The sequence below is a fragment of the Brevibacillus borstelensis genome (genome assembly GCF_036700025.1).
Classification (GTDB): Bacteria; Bacillota; Bacilli; order Brevibacillales; family Brevibacillaceae; genus Brevibacillus; species Brevibacillus borstelensis.
In genome coordinates, this window is the sequence record NZ_CP144922.1 from 3929400 (window position 1) to 3946029 (window position 16630).

Below are 16630 nucleotides of genomic sequence, written 5' to 3' on the forward strand. Positions count from 1 at the left end.
AACACCTCGATTCATTGAGACTCTTCCGCTGGTTGCTTTGCCATTCCTTGTGTACTTCGCTTCGAACACACTCATTTCCTTGTTGTTTCTGCACTTTTCCACAAAAGTTGGCGAAAGTTGACGGACAGAGGCGGTATTACTTCGCCGCCAACTGTCCTTTTACCAGCTCATATACCAACTCAAGCGCTTCCTGCAGCTTGGACGGGTCTTTGCCGCCAGCCTGGGCCATATCTGGACGTCCGCCGCCGCCGCCACCGCAACGAGTCGCTACTTCTTTAATAATTTTGCCGGCATGCAAGCCTTGATCCATCAGGTCCTTGGTCACCCCTGTAACGAGGTTGACCTTTTCTCCATCGACGGAACCGAGCACGATTACGGCTGACCCGAGCTTGTTTTTCAGCTCATCGACCATACCGCGCAGGTTATCCATATCGGATGCAGATACACGTGCCGCCAGCACCTGCACGCCGTTTACCTGCTGGAGCTTGTCGGTCAAGGAAGCCGCTTCGATGTTTCCAAGCTTGGCGCGGAGGGATTCATTTTCGCGTTGTACGTCCTTGAGTTGCTGCTGGAGACTCTCTACACGGGCAGGTGCTTCTGCCAGCAGCGGGGCCTTCAGTGTTTGCGCCACTTCCTTCAAAATGCCGAGCTGTTCGTTCAGGAATTGGTAAGCGCCGCGTCCGGTCACCGCTTCGATCCGGCGCGTACCCGCTCCGATGCCGCTTTCGCTCAAAATCTTGAACAGACCGATCTCTGCCGTGTTGGCAACATGGCATCCGCCGCACAGCTCAAGGCTGTACTCGCCCACTTTGACGACACGAACGATATCGCCGTATTTTTCGCCGAACAAGGCCATTGCACCCATTGCCTTCGCTTCGGTCAACGAGCGATTCGAAATCTCGACAGCCAGATTGGCCCAAACTTTTTCGTTGACGATCTTTTCGATCTGCTCGAGCTCCTCAGGGGTGATCGCGCTGATGTGTGTAAAGTCGAAACGAAGCCGTTCCGGAGCCACCAGCGAGCCTGCCTGATTGACATGCGTTCCCAATACGTCTTTCAGCGCCTGATGGAGCAGGTGAGTAGCAGTATGGTTCTTCGTGATGTCGAGACGGGCTTCACGGTTTACCTCGGCCCGGACCTCGTCACCAACGCGAAGTGTGCCCGCTTCCACCGTCACCGTATGGATGTTTTGACCCATCGGCCCTTTTTGCACGTCGCTGACTCGTGCTTTGACGCTGTCGGAGATGAGTTCGCCTTCATCGTTGACCTGACCGCCGCTTTCCGCATAGAAAGGAGTGCGACTCAGGATGACCTGAACTGTTTGTCCTTCCTCCGCTTGATCAACCAATTGATTTGCTGACACAATCGCTTCGACTTTACCAGTCGCTACCAATTCAGTATACCCAACAAATTCGCTCGTAACCGTCAAATCGGAAAGCGGACCTCCCTGGATCTGCATGCTGTCCACGTCCTGACGGGCATCGCGGGCGCGCTGGCGCTGTTCCTCCATCGCTTGTTCAAAGCCGTCGCGGTCCACGGACAGACCTTGCTCACCCGCGAAATCTTCGGTGAGGTCGACCGGGAAGCCATACGTATCGTACATCTTGAACACTTCAGGCCCGGAAAGCTGGCTTTTGCCTTCTGCTTTCGCGGCTTTTACCATCTCGGACAAGATAGCAAGTCCATCGTTCAAGGTTTCGTGGAAACGCTCTTCCTCGGCGCGAATAACTTTTTCGATGAAAGCGCGCTTCTCCACCACTTCCGGATAAAACTCGCCCATCATGCTGCCGACTGTTTCTGTCAGACGGTACAGGAACGGCTGCTCGATGCCCAGCTTTTTGCCCATCCGTACTGCACGGCGAAGCAAGCGGCGGATGACATAGCCGCGGCCCTCGTTGGACGGCAGGGCGCCGTCGCCGATAGCGAATGTGACCGTACGCGAATGGTCGGCGATGACTTTCAGGGCCACATCCAGTTCAGGGTCTTGTTTATAGGCTACGCCGGAAATGCGGCTGGCTGCTTCAATCAGCGGGAACAGCAGGTCTGTCTCGTAGTTGTTGTCCACTTCCTGAATGATCGAAGCCATCCGCTCCAGGCCCATGCCGGTATCGATGTTTTTCTTCGGCAGTGGCGTGTAGGTGCCGTCCGGATTGTGGTTGAACTGGGAGAATACGAGGTTCCACACCTCCAGGTAGCGCTCGTTTTCGCCGCCCGGGTACAGCTCCGGATCATTCGGGTCATTGCCGAAGCGCTCGCCCCGATCGTAGAAAATCTCTGTGTTGGGACCACTCGGGCCTTCCCCGATATCCCAGAAGTTTCCTTCCAGCCGGATAATCCGCTCTGCAGGAATGCCGATCTGCTTGTGCCAGATTTCGTACGCTTCCTCGTCCTCCGGGTGAATGGTGACGGAGAGCTTCTCCGGATCAAAGCCGATCCATTCCTTGCTTGTGAGGAACTCCCATGCCCAGTGAATCGATTCTTCCTTGAAGTAATCGCCGATGGAGAAGTTCCCCATCATTTCAAAGAAGGTATGGTGGCGCGCAGTGCGTCCTACGTTTTCGATGTCGTTGGTGCGAATCGATTTTTGCGCGTTGGTGATGCGTGGATTCTCAGGAATGATGCGGCCGTCAAAATATTTTTTGAGTGTGGCTACGCCGCTGTTGATCCAAAGCAGGGATGGATCGTCCACCGGCACCAGGGGCGCACTCGGTTCGATGCGATGGCCCTTTTGCACGAAAAAATCAAGAAACATTTTGCGAATTTGATTACCTGTCAGCTTCTTCATAAAAACTGCCCTCCTATTATGATGAAGTATGAAAATAAAAAAGTCCCCATCCCCTCAGGGACGAGAACTTGTCTCGCGGTACCACCCTGCTTACAGGCATCGTGATTCTGCGCATCCATGCCTGTCGCTCGATTAAGGCCGTAACGGTGCCTGGCCGCCGGTTTTTTCCCGGTCTTGGGAGTAGCCTTCCGTCGCTCTTCTTCTGGCCACTCTCTCAACCTGCGGAGTGTCCTCTCTGTAGAAGGGCTGCAACGTACTCGTTCCTTCATCGATCTGCGGGGTTATCCCCGTTACTCTTCATTGTCCGTATTATAAATTTTTTTACCGATTGCTGTCAACTTTCATGCATGATCAGAGCGATCCGGCTTATGACCACCTTGCAGACTGCCAAGACCGGGACAGCCACGATCAAGCCGATAATCCCGCCGATTGCCTCCCCGGTTAGTAGTGCGAGGATGATAAGCAGCGGATGCAATTGCAGGGAGCGGCCGACGACATTGGGCGAAAGAATATTTCCCTCCAGAATCTGGATGACCCCATTTACGGCCAAGACCAGCAAGGTCATCTTGAACGATATGGTCAGCGAAACGACGACGGCAGGGGCTGCGCCGATGATCGGGCCGATATAGGGAATGACGTTGGTCAGGCAGACGAAAGAGGCCAGCACGAACGGATACGGCATTCCGATAATCCAGTACCCGATATACGCGCACAGTCCCACGATGAGCGCGACGATCATCTGACCGTGTATGTAATTCCCCAATGACTCGTTGACATCTCGCAATACGGCAAGCACCTGTTTGCGGTAGCGGGCCGGTATGATCGCGATTCCCGTCCGGTGAAGATCTTTCATGTCCTTCAACAAATAAAAAGCGATAAACGGCACGACCGCATAGGCAAGCAGCTTTCCGAGCGTATTGCGGGCGTTGTTCACAAACTGCGTAATCGAGTGGGACATTTTCTCCTGTGACTGGATGATGACCCGGTCCACGCCATGTGAAATGCTGTCCGGCAAAAAGTATTTGTGCGACTCCCATTCACTCATCCATTTGTGATACCATTCGGTCAGTCTGGGAATATCGTCGGAGAGCTCGATCAACTGCGTCGTAAAAATGGGGATGGCGTTGACGACTGCGATAGCGATGATCAGTACGAACGAAGCATAGATCAACAGCACTGCCATCAGCCTCGGTACCCTGCGCCTCTCCAGCAACTGGACGATAGGATGCAGCAAATAAGCGATCAACAGCCCTACGATAAAAGGCAGGAGAATTTCTGTCAGCAGATGGTACCAGGCGCTAATCACAGGGCGCAGCAGCCAGAGCAAGTTGCCGATGATCAGCAGTACGATCAGCCAAATCGCAGCGGCAAACAGGCGGCTGTTGCGAAGTCCTTCCACGGCTGTGACCTCCTCTACGCAAATTTCGTATGGATTAGCATGTGTCAATTTGAAAAAAACATGTACATGGGTGACAGTTGCTTATTGACACATCTTGAGTAGCAGGTGTACGATATAAACACAAATGGATATTCTCCAAAGGGGAGTAGCTTTTTCGCAGCAAAGTCGTCATTACGGGAATTTTTTCCCCGGCTTTGTTGGCAACGTCACGTTCGTTGTAAGCAAGACCTTTGCCTGATTAGGTAAGGGTCTTTTCTGTTTTTTTCGACCTTTGCCTGTTAGGGTAAAGGTCGTTTTGTTTTCCTCATCGTGACACAGACTACATAAAAAGTGTCAAGCAGATTTGGAGCAGCGGCCTTTAGAGACATCCACAAAAAAGGAGGTTGGAGAAACATGGAGATGTTGTTTACACCTGCATTCTGGTCTGCGCTGCTTGCCATCATTGTCATCGATCTTGTGCTGGCGGGAGATAACGCTATCGTTATCGGGATGGCTGCTCGCAATTTGCCTGCCCATCAGCAAAAGAAAGCGATCATCTGGGGAACCGTCGGGGCGGTTGTCATTCGGGCAGCGGCGACTCTGGCTGTGGTCTGGCTGTTACAAATTCCGGGTCTTTTGCTCGTCGGCGGTTTGATGCTGATCTGGATCGCCATGAAGCTGCTTGTACAAGACGGAGGACATGAAACAGTCAAAGCAGGCTCCAGCCTGGGTGCGGCCATTTGGACGATTGTCGTCGCTGACGCTGTCATGGGACTGGACAATGTGATTGCAGTTGCCGGGGCAGCACACGGAAGCTTTCTGTTGGTGGTACTGGGCTTGATCATCAGTGTTCCCGTCATGGTCTGGGGCAGCACACTCGTGCTGAAGGTCATGGACCGCTACCCTGCCGTGATTTACATCGGATCAGCCGTACTTGCCTACACTGCGGGAAGCATGATTACAGGCGAGCCATTCCTGAAGGGCTTCTTTGTCGAATACCCGATCCTGAAATGGGCATTGATTGCCGTAATCGTTGTTGGCGTCCTGCTGATTGGCCGGATGAAAAATCAGGCGCAAAAACGGATGGCCGAACAATCGTAAACAAGAAACAGGCTTCGCCAGTTGGCGAAGCCTTCTTTGTTTGATCATATCCCGTCGTTTACTTGCCCCCAGTCTTTCATCATCTATGAAGTCTCAAAAAACGGATAAAACTGCTGGATGCTCTCGTCGTACTGCTTGATTCGCCGCTGTACGTTGTTCCGGTCTGCCTGGACAACGCCGCTGACCAATACGTTCAACAAAGAAAAAATCGTAGCCATTCCTTTTAACGCTGTAGGCGAAGGAGTGCTTGCTTTGATCAGCACATCAGCAATCGGTCCGATCGGAGACAGCTCATCGTCGGTAATCGCCAGTATTTTTGCTCCCTTGTCCTTGGCTGCCGTGGAAAAAATGATCGTCTCTGACGTATAGCGGGGGAATGAAAAAGCAATCACCAGACTTTTGGCATCCACTTCCGTGATCAAGTAATTGGCATCATCAATCTGCCCTCGATACAGGTATGTGTTTCCCTTTACCACGTTTAGCGTGGAAGCAAGCCAGGTAGCGGGTCCGTGTGAGCTGCGGAACCCGACGACAATCAGCTTTTTCGCTTTCACAATCAGCTCCACCGCTCGCTGAAACTGCCCCGGATCCAAGGCGTTCATAGTCTTTCGAATATAGGCGATGTCCTGCTCCATATGGTAGGCGACCAGATCAGTCTCTCCTGCCACGTCTGTTGAGTACTGCTCCAACAGCTTGTCTTGTTTGCCCGAAAGCAGCATCAACTCGCGAATCTCATTTTGCAAAGCGGTATATCCGGAGTAGCCTAATGTATAGCAAAGTCGGATGACAGTGGTTTCGCTCGTTCCCGTAAGCGAGCCGATTACCCTTGCCGGATGGAGCGCGACTTGCTTTGGCTCGTCCAGGATAAGCTTGGCAACCAATTTTTGCTGGTTGGTCAAAGTGTGGTAGTGCTTGCGGATCTGTTCGTTTACAGTGTCCATCTTTTCCTCCTCAACGCATTCTGACAGATCATCTTCTGTTCCGGCTGGCGGCAAAATTCGTCCCGCTCCCCGTCTCATCCATCTATCGATAAATGGGTATAGATTTTTGAAGAGAAAACTGCTCAATTATAAAATTTACGAAGCATAAGCACTGGCGTAGCCATTATATGGGACTAATCGTTATTTTACCAATACTTTTAAAATAATCTTCATTCCATTATGTGTATGCAAAAAAACCGGACGCACCTTGATCGCGTCCGGCTGATAGCTTGCCTAGCATGCTAACGAGCAAAAACTCGCATCAGCTTCTGGCTTGTTTTCATCATTTTTCTTACATCCCGCATGGAGACCGGCCAACGATTGATGTTCAACGCAAAACGTTTGCGGCGGCGCGGAGCCATCATATATCCGACAGCAGCCACGATGCCGCCTGCAGCTATAATGCCAAGCAGGTTTCGAGCAATCATTCGCGACACACCTCCGGTTTTGGATGTCTACATGCTTAACTGAGTCGGTACGATCTGTTCTTCGATAAACAGATCATTGAGCGAATGCAGTGAGCCGTCTTCTTCCACCTGGTAAACGGAAGCGATCTGCTCATTGGCTACGCTCATTTCAATAAAGCAGTTCCAGCAATAGTATTGATTGGTACCAATTTTGCCTATGTCTTTGGAACTGCAGTTCGGGCAAATCACACGCATCTATCTTTTCCTCCCTTTCACGCCTGGCTGCGAACCTTAATCCGGCACGATCAGGTTTTCTTCCCCAATAATGACGGACGGAGGAACGGACAGGCGTTTACGTCCTTCAGTAACGTCCGCCAGCCAACCGTTCGATAATTCGTACCCTACAATTTTCTCCCAGTCCGCAGAGAAGTAAACATCTTCCAATCGCCCGAGCAAGTTCCCCGAAGCGGAAATCACGGATTTCCCCTTCAGTTTCAGCTTCCCTGTCAGGACACCTGTGGGTTCCGAAGCGGCCAGTTGATCCAAGGAGGTAATTGCGTCTTTGCCCGAAACAGTGAGACAGGACTCTCCTACCGCATGAATGCGGCCCAGGGGAATATAGGTGCCGGATTGCAGCCAGCCCTGTTCGCTCAGCAAGACTCCTGCGACCTGCCAATTGTCGGAGTCAAAGAGAATGTCACGGATAACACCGATCTCTTCGCCTGTATCCAGGCAGACGACCGGCATGCCCACTACATCCAATGCCTTGCGCATAATGGGATTTCCCCCTTCCGCCTCTTTAGTATCGGGCGGATGGAATCGTTCCATACAGCGACAAAACAGGTTCCAACATCATCCTTGTTTCAGGCGTTCCTCCAGGTAGCTGTATCGTACGCCCTCTTCGTCTGTCTGGACGGCGATACGAAACGCTTCCGGCTCTCCACACATGATGAGAAATGATTTACTGCGCGTTATTCCTGTATACACCAGCTTCCGTCGCAGCATCCTGTGGTAATTTTTTACAAATGGCATGACGACGATTGGAAACTCGCTGCCTTGCGACTTATGAACGGAGCAGCAGTAGGCCAGCGTCAGCTGATGGTATGCAGACCGCTTGTACATCACTTCACGGCCATCAAAGGAGACGACGATCATTTCTTCATTCTCTGCGTTTTCATTTGGGTAAAAAATGGCGACAATCTCACCCATATCACCGTTGAACACGTGTTCTTCGGCGTTGTTTACAAGTTGAAGCACTTTGTCCCCCGTCCGAAATACGGTGTCGCCAAACGTCACTTCCCGTTTTTGGCCGGTCTTTGGATTAAACAGCTCCTGGAGCTCTTCATTCAACCGGTTTACACCCGCATTTCCTTTGTACATGGGCGCGAGGACTTGTACATCTTTTGCTGTATATCCTTTCTTTACGGCTCCCGAGCAAATTTGTTTCACAGCTTCGTTTACATCTTGTGGCGAACTTGTGAAAAATCTGCGATCAGGGGAGGAATCCAGCAGATCGGACGGGACAATTCCTTTCCGCACATCATGGGCGAGGCGAATAATCGACGATTCTTCCGCTTGCCGATAAATCTCCGTAAGCTGTACGCGCGGCAATAGCCCGGAACGAATCATGTCCTGCAAAACGTTCCCCGGGCCGACAGACGGAAGCTGGTCCGGATCGCCAACCATGATGATTTGCATGTCGCTTGGCAGCGCTCTGAACAATTGATTCGCAAGCCAAATGTCCACCATCGACATCTCATCTACGATCAACAGCTTTCCACGGATCTGGTGTTCGGCATCATGTTCAAAGCTGTCGCCTTTCCAGCCAAGCAGCCGGTGAAGCGTCATGGCGGGCAGCCCGGTCGTCTCCGCCATTCTCTTTGCCGCTCTGCCCGTAGGCGCGGCCAGCAGGATGGGAAAAGGATTGCTTTCGTCATATTTTTTCAGATCGAAGGAAATTCCATGCAGATGTGCAAATACACGACATATCCCCCGGATGACAGTAGTCTTCCCTGTACCCGGCCCACCTGTCAGCAGCATCAAGCCAGAAGTGATCGCCTGTTCGATCGCATCCCGCTGCGTCTGTGCATACGTAATATCCAGCTCTTCTTCGACTGCACCCATGGCCTGGTACAGCTCAGACACCGGAAAGGAAGCAAAGTCATCGCGGTCGGCAAAAAAACGAAGCCGCTTGGCCAAGCCGACCTCGGCAAAAAAGAGGCTTGGCAAGTAAACCCGCTCCTCGTCCCACATCACTTTGGAGGCGACAAACAGCGCTTCAATCGCCAGTCTGACCTCTTCCGGCGTAAAGGCATGTCCGCCGCACTCATGAAGCAAGCGCAGCGTTTTTTCACACAGCTCTTCGATCGGGAGAAAAACGTGGCCTTCGGCATAAGAAGCTTCCTGCAGCGTAAAAATAGCTGCTGCCTGGACCCGCTCCTCCGAGGATGCCGCGATCCCGGTTGAACGAGCGATCTCGTCCGCACGTTTGAAACCGATCCCCTGCACATCCTCGATCAGCCGGTACGGCTCCTCCGAAAGCACCTTCAAGGTCTCCAGCTTGTATGTCTGGTAGATGCGCAATGCGAGCTGCACTCCGATCCCGAACTCGTACAAAAACACCATAGCCTGTTCCAAAGAACGATGTTCCATCACCGATTCATAAATCTGCTTGGCACGTGCTTCCGATATCCCAGGCACCTCCGCCAACGACTCGGGACGGTCAGCGATAATCGACAACGCGTCGACTCCCAGATGCTCTACGATTCGTTTGGCCATCTTTTTGCCAATTCCCTGGAACAGGCCACTGGCCAGATACTTTTCTACGCCAGCCACCGTTTTCGGCGTTTCGCGCTCATAACGGGAAGCCGCGAATTGCTGCCCAAACCGGGGGTGTGTTTTCCATTCTCCGTAAAATGTGTACAGCTCTTCCGGATGAGGACGGGGGAAGTTTCCCACGACAACGACGTCATTCTCCTTGATCGCTTCCGAGGTCTCCTCTACTTTAAGACGAATAACTCCATACCACGTTTCTTCATTGTAAAAAATTTCTTGTTCCACATAGCCGCGAACGAATGGTTCAGCAAACAAAGGGAGTGTTTCCTGCGACATCATAGCGCCCCCTCGAAAGACATACTGGTTTTACACCTGCTGATACAGAAAAGAAACCCACCCGCAGCAGGAGCATCGCGGGCGGGGTCTACGCAATTCAGGAACCGTTCGTCAACGGGTCGACAAAACGGTCTGCCGATACTGATGTTTAGATTGTAAAACGATTTACTTGTTCTGACAACCGCTCCGCCATTTGAGCCAATTTCTCCGCAGCTGCTGTCATTTCCTCTGTCGTGGCCGTCTGCTGCTCGGAAGCGGCGGCAACCTCTTGGGTGTCAGGCGGAAACATGGCATGAAAAGCAGTTCTAGTGCCTTATTCTACATGTTTGTCCGCTGCCAATCCATCCACAATTTGGTGAAGAAGAGAAACAATGAAATCATTTGCCGGATATTGACAATGCAAATGGCTGATCGGCCTTGGGCTGTTTTCCGTGATGGTCAGCAGCATTCCGACTCTTTTTGTCTATCTCCTGGGTTGGCTTCTCACTTTTCTGGGAGAAGCCGCGCTGCTTCTCCTCCTGCGGCGGCAGCATGGAAAGCTGCGGGAAGCGCTGATGTACACTGCCGGCATCGGTCTTGTTGTTCTTTGGTCTGTCCTGTAAATGAAAAGAAACTCAAGAGAGCATGCAAAAAACCAACGGATACACGCACCGTTGGTTTTTATCGTCTGTTCAACTCTTCGTTTCAGTTGAGCCACACTCGTTCGTAAACGGTTACCGTTTCAGCCGATGTACGATCTGGGCCACCTTCCGGGCAGCCCGCTCTGCTTCCTCAACCGTATTGGTGATTCCGAAGCTGAACCGAATCGCCGATTGGGCTACAGGGTCATCCAGGCACATCGCTTCGAGCACATGCGACAGCTCCAGCGAGCCGGACGTACAGGCGGAGCCGCTCGCGGCTGCCACTCCCTCCAGATCGAGGTTCATCAGCATCGTTTCGGTATGGACACCGGGAAAGCTTACGTTCAGAATATGCGGGAGGTGTTTTTCCGGATGCCCGTTTACCTCAAAAGAGATGCCTTCCTGCTGCCAGCACTGGAGCATTGTGGTGCGCATCTGCCGGTACTTGGCTACGCGCTCCTCCATTTCCTCCTGCGCGATCCTGGCCGCTTCGGCAAATCCGATGATACTCGCCAGATTTTCCGTACCCGCCCTGCGTTTGCGCTCCTGCGAGCCGCCGTGCAGGTAAGGGGTAAACGGCACCTTGCGTCCCAAGAACAGCGCCCCGACTCCTTTGGGGCCATTGATTTTATGGGCGGAAACAGACAGCATGTCGACAGGCAGCTTGCTGACGCTGATCGGCAAAACGCCCACGGCCTGCACGGCATCCGTGTGAAAAACGATTTCGCGCTCGCGTAGATAGCTTCCCATTTCTTCGATCGGCTGAATCGTTCCGACCTCATTGTTGCCGTACATGATCGATACGAGGATTGTATCCGGCCGTACTGCTTTTTTCAGCTCGTCTGTGCTGATCAAGCCCGTTTTGTCCGCAGGGAGATACGTTACTTCAAAGCCGAGCTGTTCCAGATGCTCGCAAGCATGCAGAACGGCATGGTGTTCGATGCTGGACGTGATGACGTGGCGGCCACGCTCGCGCTGGGCCATCGCTCCGCCAATGATCGCCATATTGTCCGCTTCCGTGCCGCCGCTCGTAAAGACCAGGGTCTGCGGATCGGCATCGAGGAAGCGTGCGATCGTATCGCGGGCTCCTTCCAGAGCTTGTCTCGCTTCACGTCCAAAGCCGTGGACACTCGAGGGATTTCCGTACACTTCTGTCAAAAATGGATGCATCGCTTCCACCACACGGGGATGTACCGGTGTCGTGGCAGCGTGGTCCAGATAGATTCGCTCTCGCACTAATGTCACCTTCTATATATAGAACATGTAGCCGTCAGAATGGCCTTCATCCTTATAACTGATCAAATCCTGCAAGGATGTGGAATCGAGTACTGCGGAAATGCTGTCGCGGATACGCAGCCAGAGGTAGCGCTTGGCCGGGTCTTCCTCCTCGGCAAACTCGACCGGGCTGATCGGTCCCTCCAAAACGCGGATGATGTCTCCCGCAGAGATTTCCTCGGGCTGTTTCGCCAAGACGTAGCCGCCGTACGCTCCGCGAATGCTTTTTACCAATCCTGCGTTGCGCAGCGGCGCGACGAGCTGCTCCAGATAATGCTCAGACAAATCGTGGCGCTGGGCGATACTTCTCAGCGAAACCGGCCCCTCTCCAAAGCGGTTGGCCAGCTCCATCATGATCGTGAGGCCGTAACGTCCTTTCGTAGATATTTTCACAGTAACAACTCTCCTCTATCTGCAGTATTCCCCGCAAACCAGTTTCCCCGTCTCTTACATTTCTCGGCTCGTCGGGGACACACTAGCTTCCAGGGGGTGAATGCACGATGGCAACGAACAAACGCTCGGAGAGAGGGCGCAACCATCCCTCCGATACGCTTTACGACCAGCCGGCCGGTACCATTGCCCACAAAGCTCGTTTTGGCGCCAGCGAACAGAGCAAGCAGCCAAATGAAAACGGCGATCTGCCCAACAAACCGGGCGGAAATGTGCGAACCTAAGCGATGCTCCCCCGTACCTTGGGGGAGTTTTTTATACGATATCAGCTTTGCGAATCGTCTGTTACCTTGTTTCGCTCATTTTGCAGGCGGCCGATTTCCTGTTCGTAGCCGATCGGCTTCGGCCGGTAAAATGCATAGTCCACCCCGTCCGGCAAATATTGCTGCTCAACATAGCCGCCAGGGTAGTTGTGCGGATACAAATATCCTTTTCCATGCCCGAGGCGGGAAGCCCCTTTGTATGCGGAGTCGCGCAGATGGATCGGAACCGGCTTGTGGCCGTCTGTCCGAATCGTCTCTAGCGCCTGATTAATCCCGTTGTACGCCGCATTGCTCTTTGGAGCTGTCGCCAGATAGGTCGTCGCTTGGGCCAAAGGAATCCGTCCCTCCGGCATGCCGACCAGCTCCAGCGCCTGGAAACAGGATACGGCCACGGTAATTGCTTGCGGATCGGCATTTCCGATGTCTTCGGAAGCCGATATAATCAGGCGGCGGGCGATAAACCGCGGGTCTTCCCCTGCGTCGATCATCCGGGCAAGCCAATACAGGGCCGCGTCCGGATCAGAGCCGCGGATGGATTTGATGAAAGCAGAAGCCGTGTCGTAATGGTTGTCACCGCTTTTGTCGTAACGAACAGCACGCCGCTGGATCGACTCCACGGCCACATCGAGCGTGATGACGATGCGTCCGTCCGGTCCGGGAGGCGTTGTCGTTGCAGCCAGCTCCAGCGCGTTGAGCAGTCTGCGCGCATCGCCCTCGGCGTATTGGATCAAGTGATCCCTCGCCTCCGGCTCAACCTCCACATACAGCTCCGCCAAGCCGTTCTCTTCATCTGTCAAAGCCCGCTGTATCACCTGTTCAAGGTGTTCATGCGTCAATGGCTGGAGTTGGAAAATTTGCGACCGCGAAAGCAGTGCCGGATTTACCTCGAAAAACGGATTCTCCGTCGTCGCTCCAATTAGCGTAATGGTGCCCTCCTCCACATACGGAAGCAAGGCATCCTGCTGCGATTTATTGAAGCGATGGATCTCATCCACGAACAGCGTTGTCCGCTGGCCGCCCATAACCAGCCGTTCCTTCGCCTCGTCGACGACTTTGCGAATGTCAGCCACCCCTGCCGTTACGGCATTCAGCTCGGCAAAATGCGTCCGTGTCGTGCGGGCAATCACCTTGGCCAAGGTCGTTTTGCCTGTTCCCGGCGGCCCGTAAAAAATCAGCGAAGAAACCTGGTCAGCCTCAATCGCCCGGCGCAACAGCTTCCCTTCTCCAAGAATATGTTCCTGGCCGATCACATCTCGGATCGTCTGCGGTCGCATCCGGGCAGCAAGCGGCTTGCTTTGTCCCTTGTCGTTTGCTTCATGGGCAAATGAAAACAGATCCATGTCGCTCTACCCTTTTGCCGGCTGCCAGTCCAACAGATCGCGGACGACAACACTCGCTAGAATAAGTCCTGCTACGGAAGGGACAAATGCATTGCTGGCCGGGGGCTGACGCACTTTGCTGATCGGCGAATTCGGATCGGTTACGATCTGTTCGCGGACATCGGTGCGGATGGTCACCGGGATCTCCTTGGAGTACACCACTTTTACACCCTTGTAAATGCCGCTTTTTCTCAGTTCGCGGCGGATTACCTTGGCAATCGGATCGTAGCTGGTCTGGGAAATATCGGCCACTTCAAACTTTGTCGGGTCCATTTTGTTGGCCGCTCCCATGCTGGAGATGATCGGAATGTTGCGTCGTTTCGCTTCCAGTATCAGGTGCAGCTTGGCCGACATCGTATCCATCGCATCGACGATGTAATCAAGCTCATGGGCAAACAGCTGATCGGCCGTTTCCGCATTGTAAAACATGTTCAGCGTGACAACCTCGCAAGCCGGGTTGATGGCGGCAATCCGCTCTTTCATCAGTTCGGCTTTCTTTTGACCGATCGTATTGAGCGTAGCATGAATTTGGCGATTGATATTGGTAATGTCGACGACGTCCTTGTCCACCAGTACCAGCTTGCCTACGCCGGTGCGGGCCAAAGCTTCGACCGTGAAGGAACCGACACCCCCTACACCGAGTACCGCTACTGTGCTGTTTTTCATTTTTTCCAAACCTTCGGGACCGAAGGCCAATTCGCAACGAGAAAATTGATGAAGCATCCACCGTCAACCTTTCTGATCAAAGCATGACAATTCTTGAGGAACAAATCCAATCCGTTTATCGACTGGAAGGAGCATAAACGATATGCAATCGGAAAAGTAGGAATGTCAGACAAAAAAGGAGCCCCAAAATGCCGTGCTGCTCCTACAGTTTTGAACCTGCTCATCGCAGGTGGGTGTCTTGCCCAACCGTCCCGGACGTCCACTCGATGGAGGCATGTCCTCGCGATTGCGGACGAAAAACTCCCTAAAAAGACTTTGTGGCTCAAAACTATCGGAAGTCACGTACATCGCAGGGCTATTTATCAGTATTACCAATGTATCAAACGCTCATGCGACTGTGCAAGCCCGCTTATTCGGCTTCTTCGTCTTTTACCGTCGTCATGATGTTCAGCTCAGCCAGCTGCTTGTCGTCCACCGGACCTGGCGCATCTACCATCAGATCGCTTGCGCTCGCTGTTTTCGGGAACGCGATCACTTCACGCAGGTTGCTGCGGCCGGCCAGCAGCATGATCAAGCGGTCCAGACCGAGTGCGATCCCGCCGTGAGGAGGCGTACCGAAGTCGAATGCGTCAAGCAGGAAGCCGAACTTTTGTTTTGCTTCTTCTTCGGTCAGGCCGAGTGTACGGAACATTTTTTCCTGTACGTCGCGCTTGTAAATCCGCATCGAACCGCCGCCCAGCTCGTAGCCGTTGAGCACCATGTCGTAGGCCTGCGCCCGGACTTGGCCAGGATCGCTTTCCAACAGGTGCAAATCTTCGTCTTTTGGACGGGTGAACGGATGGTGCAGAGCCAGATAGCGCTGCGATTCCTCATCCCACTCGACCAGCGGGAAGTCGACGACCCAGAGGAAGGCGAACTGGCTGTGGTCGATCAGGCCAAGCTCGGCACCCAGCTTGGAGCGAAGCGCGCCCAAGGCATCGGCCACGACTTTCGGCTTGTCGGCCACAAACAGGAGCAGGTCTCCCTCTTCTACGGCCAGTCGTTCTTTCAGGCTGTTGATTTCTGCTTCGCCAAAGAACTTGGCGATCGGCCCTTTGACTTCGCCGTCCTTGAAGCCCATCCACGCCAGGCCTTTTGCACCGTAGCGGGACGCGAACTTGCCGAGATCATCCGCTTCTTTGCGGGAGTAATGTCCGCAGCCTTTCGCGTTGATCGCCTTTACCTGGCCACCGCCAGAGACGACGCTGGCAAACACTTTGAAATCGCTGGTTGCGACGAGGTCGGACACATCGGTCAGCTCCATGCCGAAGCGTACGTCCGGTTTGTCGGAACCGTAACGGGCCATCGCCTCCGCATACGTCAGACGCGGGAATGGTCTCGGCACGTCTACGCCGATCGTCGTTTTGAATACATGGGCAATCATTTCTTCCATCATCGGCAGCAGCTCTTCCATAGACAGGAACGAGGTCTCGATGTCCACCTGGGTGAATTCAGGCTGGCGGTCCGCACGCAAGTCTTCGTCACGGAAGCAGCGGGCGATCTGGTAGTAGCGCTCCATGCCGGATACCATCAGCAATTGCTTGAACAACTGCGGAGATTGCGGAAGCACGAAGAATTCGCCTGGATGCACGCGGGACGGCACCAGATACTCACGCGCTCCTTCCGGCGTGCTCTTGGTCAGCATCGGTGTTTCTACTTCGACAAAGCCCTTCTCGTCGAGGAAATCGCGGAATGCTTTGGCTGCCTTGCTGCGGAGAATCAGGGAGCGCTGCATTTCCGGTCGGCGAAGGTCCAGGTAACGGTATTTCAGGCGGACCTGCTCATCTACGTCGATGTCATCCTCGATTTGGAATGGAGGCGTTTTGGCGTCGTTCAGGATGATGATTTCGCTCACGATCACTTCGACTTCGCCCGTTTTCAGCTTCGGATTGACAGCCTCCGGTGCGCGCTTGACGACGGTCCCCTTTACAGCCAGCACGTACTCGCTGCGTACTTTGTCTGCCACTTCCCATGCGTTCTTGTTGTGCTCCGGATTAAAAACGATCTGGAGGATACCTGTTCTGTCGCGGAAGTCGATAAAGATAACGCCGCCGAGGTCGCGACGCTTTTGCACCCATCCGTTCAGGATGACTTCCTGTCCTACCTGTTCAAGTCCAACCTCTCCACATTGCACGGTACGATATTGCCAACTCATTTTTGATTTCCTCCACTCATT

General features: G+C 53.4%; 15 protein-coding genes and 1 other RNA gene. 3 read left to right on the forward strand and 13 right to left on the reverse strand.

Annotation, left to right across the window (positions count from 1 at the left end; all coding sequences use genetic code 11):
- Positions 1 to 136 precede the first annotated feature (136 nt).
- Positions 137 to 2785 (reverse strand): alanine--tRNA ligase, encoded by a 2649-nt coding sequence (gene alaS, locus V5G20_RS18965; protein ID WP_003387536.1) that lies wholly within the window; start codon positions 2783 to 2785, stop codon positions 137 to 139.
- A gap of 334 nt (positions 2786 to 3119) precedes the next feature.
- Positions 3120 to 4184 (reverse strand): AI-2E family transporter, encoded by a 1065-nt coding sequence (locus tag V5G20_RS18970; protein WP_003387540.1) that lies wholly within the window; start codon positions 4182 to 4184, stop codon positions 3120 to 3122.
- 393 nt (positions 4185 to 4577) lie between these two features.
- On the opposite strand from V5G20_RS18970, the gene V5G20_RS18975 reads away from it, so the two are divergent.
- Positions 4578 to 5264, forward strand: a complete 687-nt coding sequence (locus V5G20_RS18975; RefSeq protein WP_003387542.1) for a TerC family protein — start codon at positions 4578 to 4580, stop codon at positions 5262 to 5264.
- Between the two features lie 83 nt (positions 5265 to 5347).
- Here V5G20_RS18975 and V5G20_RS18980 read toward each other — a convergent pair whose 3' ends face one another.
- The 5 genes from V5G20_RS18980 to V5G20_RS19000 all read right to left on the reverse strand — a co-directional run bounded on the left by V5G20_RS18980 (position 5348) and on the right by V5G20_RS19000 (position 9762).
- On the reverse strand, positions 5348 to 6205 hold the full coding sequence (locus V5G20_RS18980) for a MurR/RpiR family transcriptional regulator (RefSeq protein WP_122958167.1): 858 nt from the start codon (positions 6203 to 6205) through the stop codon (positions 5348 to 5350).
- Between the two features lie 281 nt (positions 6206 to 6486).
- On the reverse strand, positions 6487 to 6672 hold the full coding sequence (locus V5G20_RS18985) for a hypothetical protein (protein WP_003387544.1): 186 nt from the start codon (positions 6670 to 6672) through the stop codon (positions 6487 to 6489).
- Between the two features lie 27 nt (positions 6673 to 6699).
- Positions 6700 to 6906 carry a hypothetical protein gene (locus V5G20_RS18990; RefSeq protein WP_003387545.1) on the reverse strand — a complete coding sequence of 69 codons (207 nt, stop codon included), beginning with the start codon at positions 6904 to 6906 and terminating at the stop codon, positions 6700 to 6702.
- A 36-nt stretch (positions 6907 to 6942) separates the two neighbouring features.
- Positions 6943 to 7425: a PRC-barrel domain-containing protein gene (locus V5G20_RS18995; RefSeq protein WP_003387546.1), complete on the reverse strand. Its 483-nt coding sequence runs from the start codon at positions 7423 to 7425 to the stop codon at positions 6943 to 6945.
- Positions 7426 to 7503: 78 nt separating this feature from the next.
- Positions 7504 to 9762, reverse strand: coding sequence for an ATP-dependent RecD-like DNA helicase (locus V5G20_RS19000; RefSeq protein ID WP_003387547.1), 2259 nt, complete (start codon positions 9760 to 9762; stop codon positions 7504 to 7506).
- Between the two features lie 431 nt (positions 9763 to 10193).
- Here V5G20_RS19000 and V5G20_RS19005 point away from each other — a divergent pair, with 431 nt between their 5' ends.
- On the forward strand, positions 10194 to 10364 hold the full coding sequence (locus tag V5G20_RS19005; RefSeq protein ID WP_338461791.1) for a hypothetical protein: 171 nt from the start codon (positions 10194 to 10196) through the stop codon (positions 10362 to 10364).
- 111 nt (positions 10365 to 10475) lie between these two features.
- Here the strand turns inward: V5G20_RS19005 and V5G20_RS19010 are convergent, their stop codons facing one another.
- A complete protein-coding gene (locus V5G20_RS19010; protein WP_024983958.1) occupies positions 10476 to 11618 on the reverse strand; it encodes a cysteine desulfurase family protein in 1143 nt (380 codons plus the stop codon).
- Between the two features lie 12 nt (positions 11619 to 11630).
- Positions 11631 to 12050 (reverse strand): cysteine metabolism transcriptional regulator CymR, encoded by a 420-nt coding sequence (gene cymR, locus V5G20_RS19015; protein WP_003387550.1) that lies wholly within the window; start codon positions 12048 to 12050, stop codon positions 11631 to 11633.
- A gap of 107 nt (positions 12051 to 12157) precedes the next feature.
- On the opposite strand from cymR, the gene V5G20_RS19020 reads away from it, so the two are divergent.
- Positions 12158 to 12331: a hypothetical protein gene (locus V5G20_RS19020; RefSeq protein ID WP_170208318.1), complete on the forward strand. Its 174-nt coding sequence runs from the start codon at positions 12158 to 12160 to the stop codon at positions 12329 to 12331.
- A 41-nt stretch (positions 12332 to 12372) separates the two neighbouring features.
- On the opposite strand, the gene V5G20_RS19025 is transcribed toward V5G20_RS19020, so the two are convergent.
- The 4 genes from V5G20_RS19025 to aspS all read right to left on the reverse strand — a co-directional run bounded on the left by V5G20_RS19025 (position 12373) and on the right by aspS (position 16609).
- Positions 12373 to 13710: an AAA family ATPase gene (locus V5G20_RS19025; protein ID WP_024983959.1), complete on the reverse strand. Its 1338-nt coding sequence runs from the start codon at positions 13708 to 13710 to the stop codon at positions 12373 to 12375.
- Between the two features lie 6 nt (positions 13711 to 13716).
- Complete coding sequence (locus V5G20_RS19030) at positions 13717 to 14472, reverse strand: tRNA threonylcarbamoyladenosine dehydratase (RefSeq protein WP_003387554.1); 756 nt, start codon at positions 14470 to 14472, stop codon at positions 13717 to 13719.
- A 119-nt stretch (positions 14473 to 14591) separates the two neighbouring features.
- Positions 14592 to 14774: non-coding RNA, 6S RNA (gene ssrS, locus V5G20_RS19035), on the reverse strand.
- Between the two features lie 50 nt (positions 14775 to 14824).
- The gene (aspS, locus tag V5G20_RS19040) at positions 14825 to 16609 is read right to left on the reverse strand and encodes an aspartate--tRNA ligase (protein ID WP_031932378.1); all 1785 of its coding nucleotides are present in this window, start codon (positions 16607 to 16609) and stop codon (positions 14825 to 14827) included.
- Between the last annotated feature and the right edge of the window lie 21 nt (positions 16610 to 16630).

What these genes read in the sequence shown, in the direction of transcription:
- V5G20_RS18975 (WP_003387542.1), top strand. Translation starts at nt 4,578, where the DNA reads ATGGAGATGTTGTTTACACCTGCATTCTGGTCTGCGCTGCTTGCCATC.
- V5G20_RS18985 (WP_003387544.1), bottom strand. Translation starts at nt 6,672, where the DNA reads ATGATTGCTCGAAACCTGCTTGGCATTATAGCTGCAGGCGGCATCGTG.
- V5G20_RS18980 (WP_122958167.1), bottom strand. Translation starts at nt 6,205, where the DNA reads ATGGACACTGTAAACGAACAGATCCGCAAGCACTACCACACTTTGACC.
- V5G20_RS19000 (WP_003387547.1), bottom strand. Translation starts at nt 9,762, where the DNA reads ATGTCGCAGGAAACACTCCCTTTGTTTGCTGAACCATTCGTTCGCGGC.
- V5G20_RS18990 (WP_003387545.1), bottom strand. Translation starts at nt 6,906, where the DNA reads ATGCGTGTGATTTGCCCGAACTGCAGTTCCAAAGACATAGGCAAAATT.
- alaS (WP_003387536.1), bottom strand. Translation starts at nt 2,785, where the DNA reads ATGAAGAAGCTGACAGGTAATCAAATTCGCAAAATGTTTCTTGATTTT.
- V5G20_RS18995 (WP_003387546.1), bottom strand. Translation starts at nt 7,425, where the DNA reads ATGCGCAAGGCATTGGATGTAGTGGGCATGCCGGTCGTCTGCCTGGAT.
- V5G20_RS19025 (WP_024983959.1), bottom strand. Translation starts at nt 13,710, where the DNA reads ATGGATCTGTTTTCATTTGCCCATGAAGCAAACGACAAGGGACAAAGC.
- aspS (WP_031932378.1), bottom strand. Translation starts at nt 16,609, where the DNA reads ATGAGTTGGCAATATCGTACCGTGCAATGTGGAGAGGTTGGACTTGAA.
- V5G20_RS19030 (WP_003387554.1), bottom strand. Translation starts at nt 14,472, where the DNA reads ATGCTTCATCAATTTTCTCGTTGCGAATTGGCCTTCGGTCCCGAAGGT.
- V5G20_RS19020 (WP_170208318.1), top strand. Translation starts at nt 12,158, where the DNA reads ATGGCAACGAACAAACGCTCGGAGAGAGGGCGCAACCATCCCTCCGAT.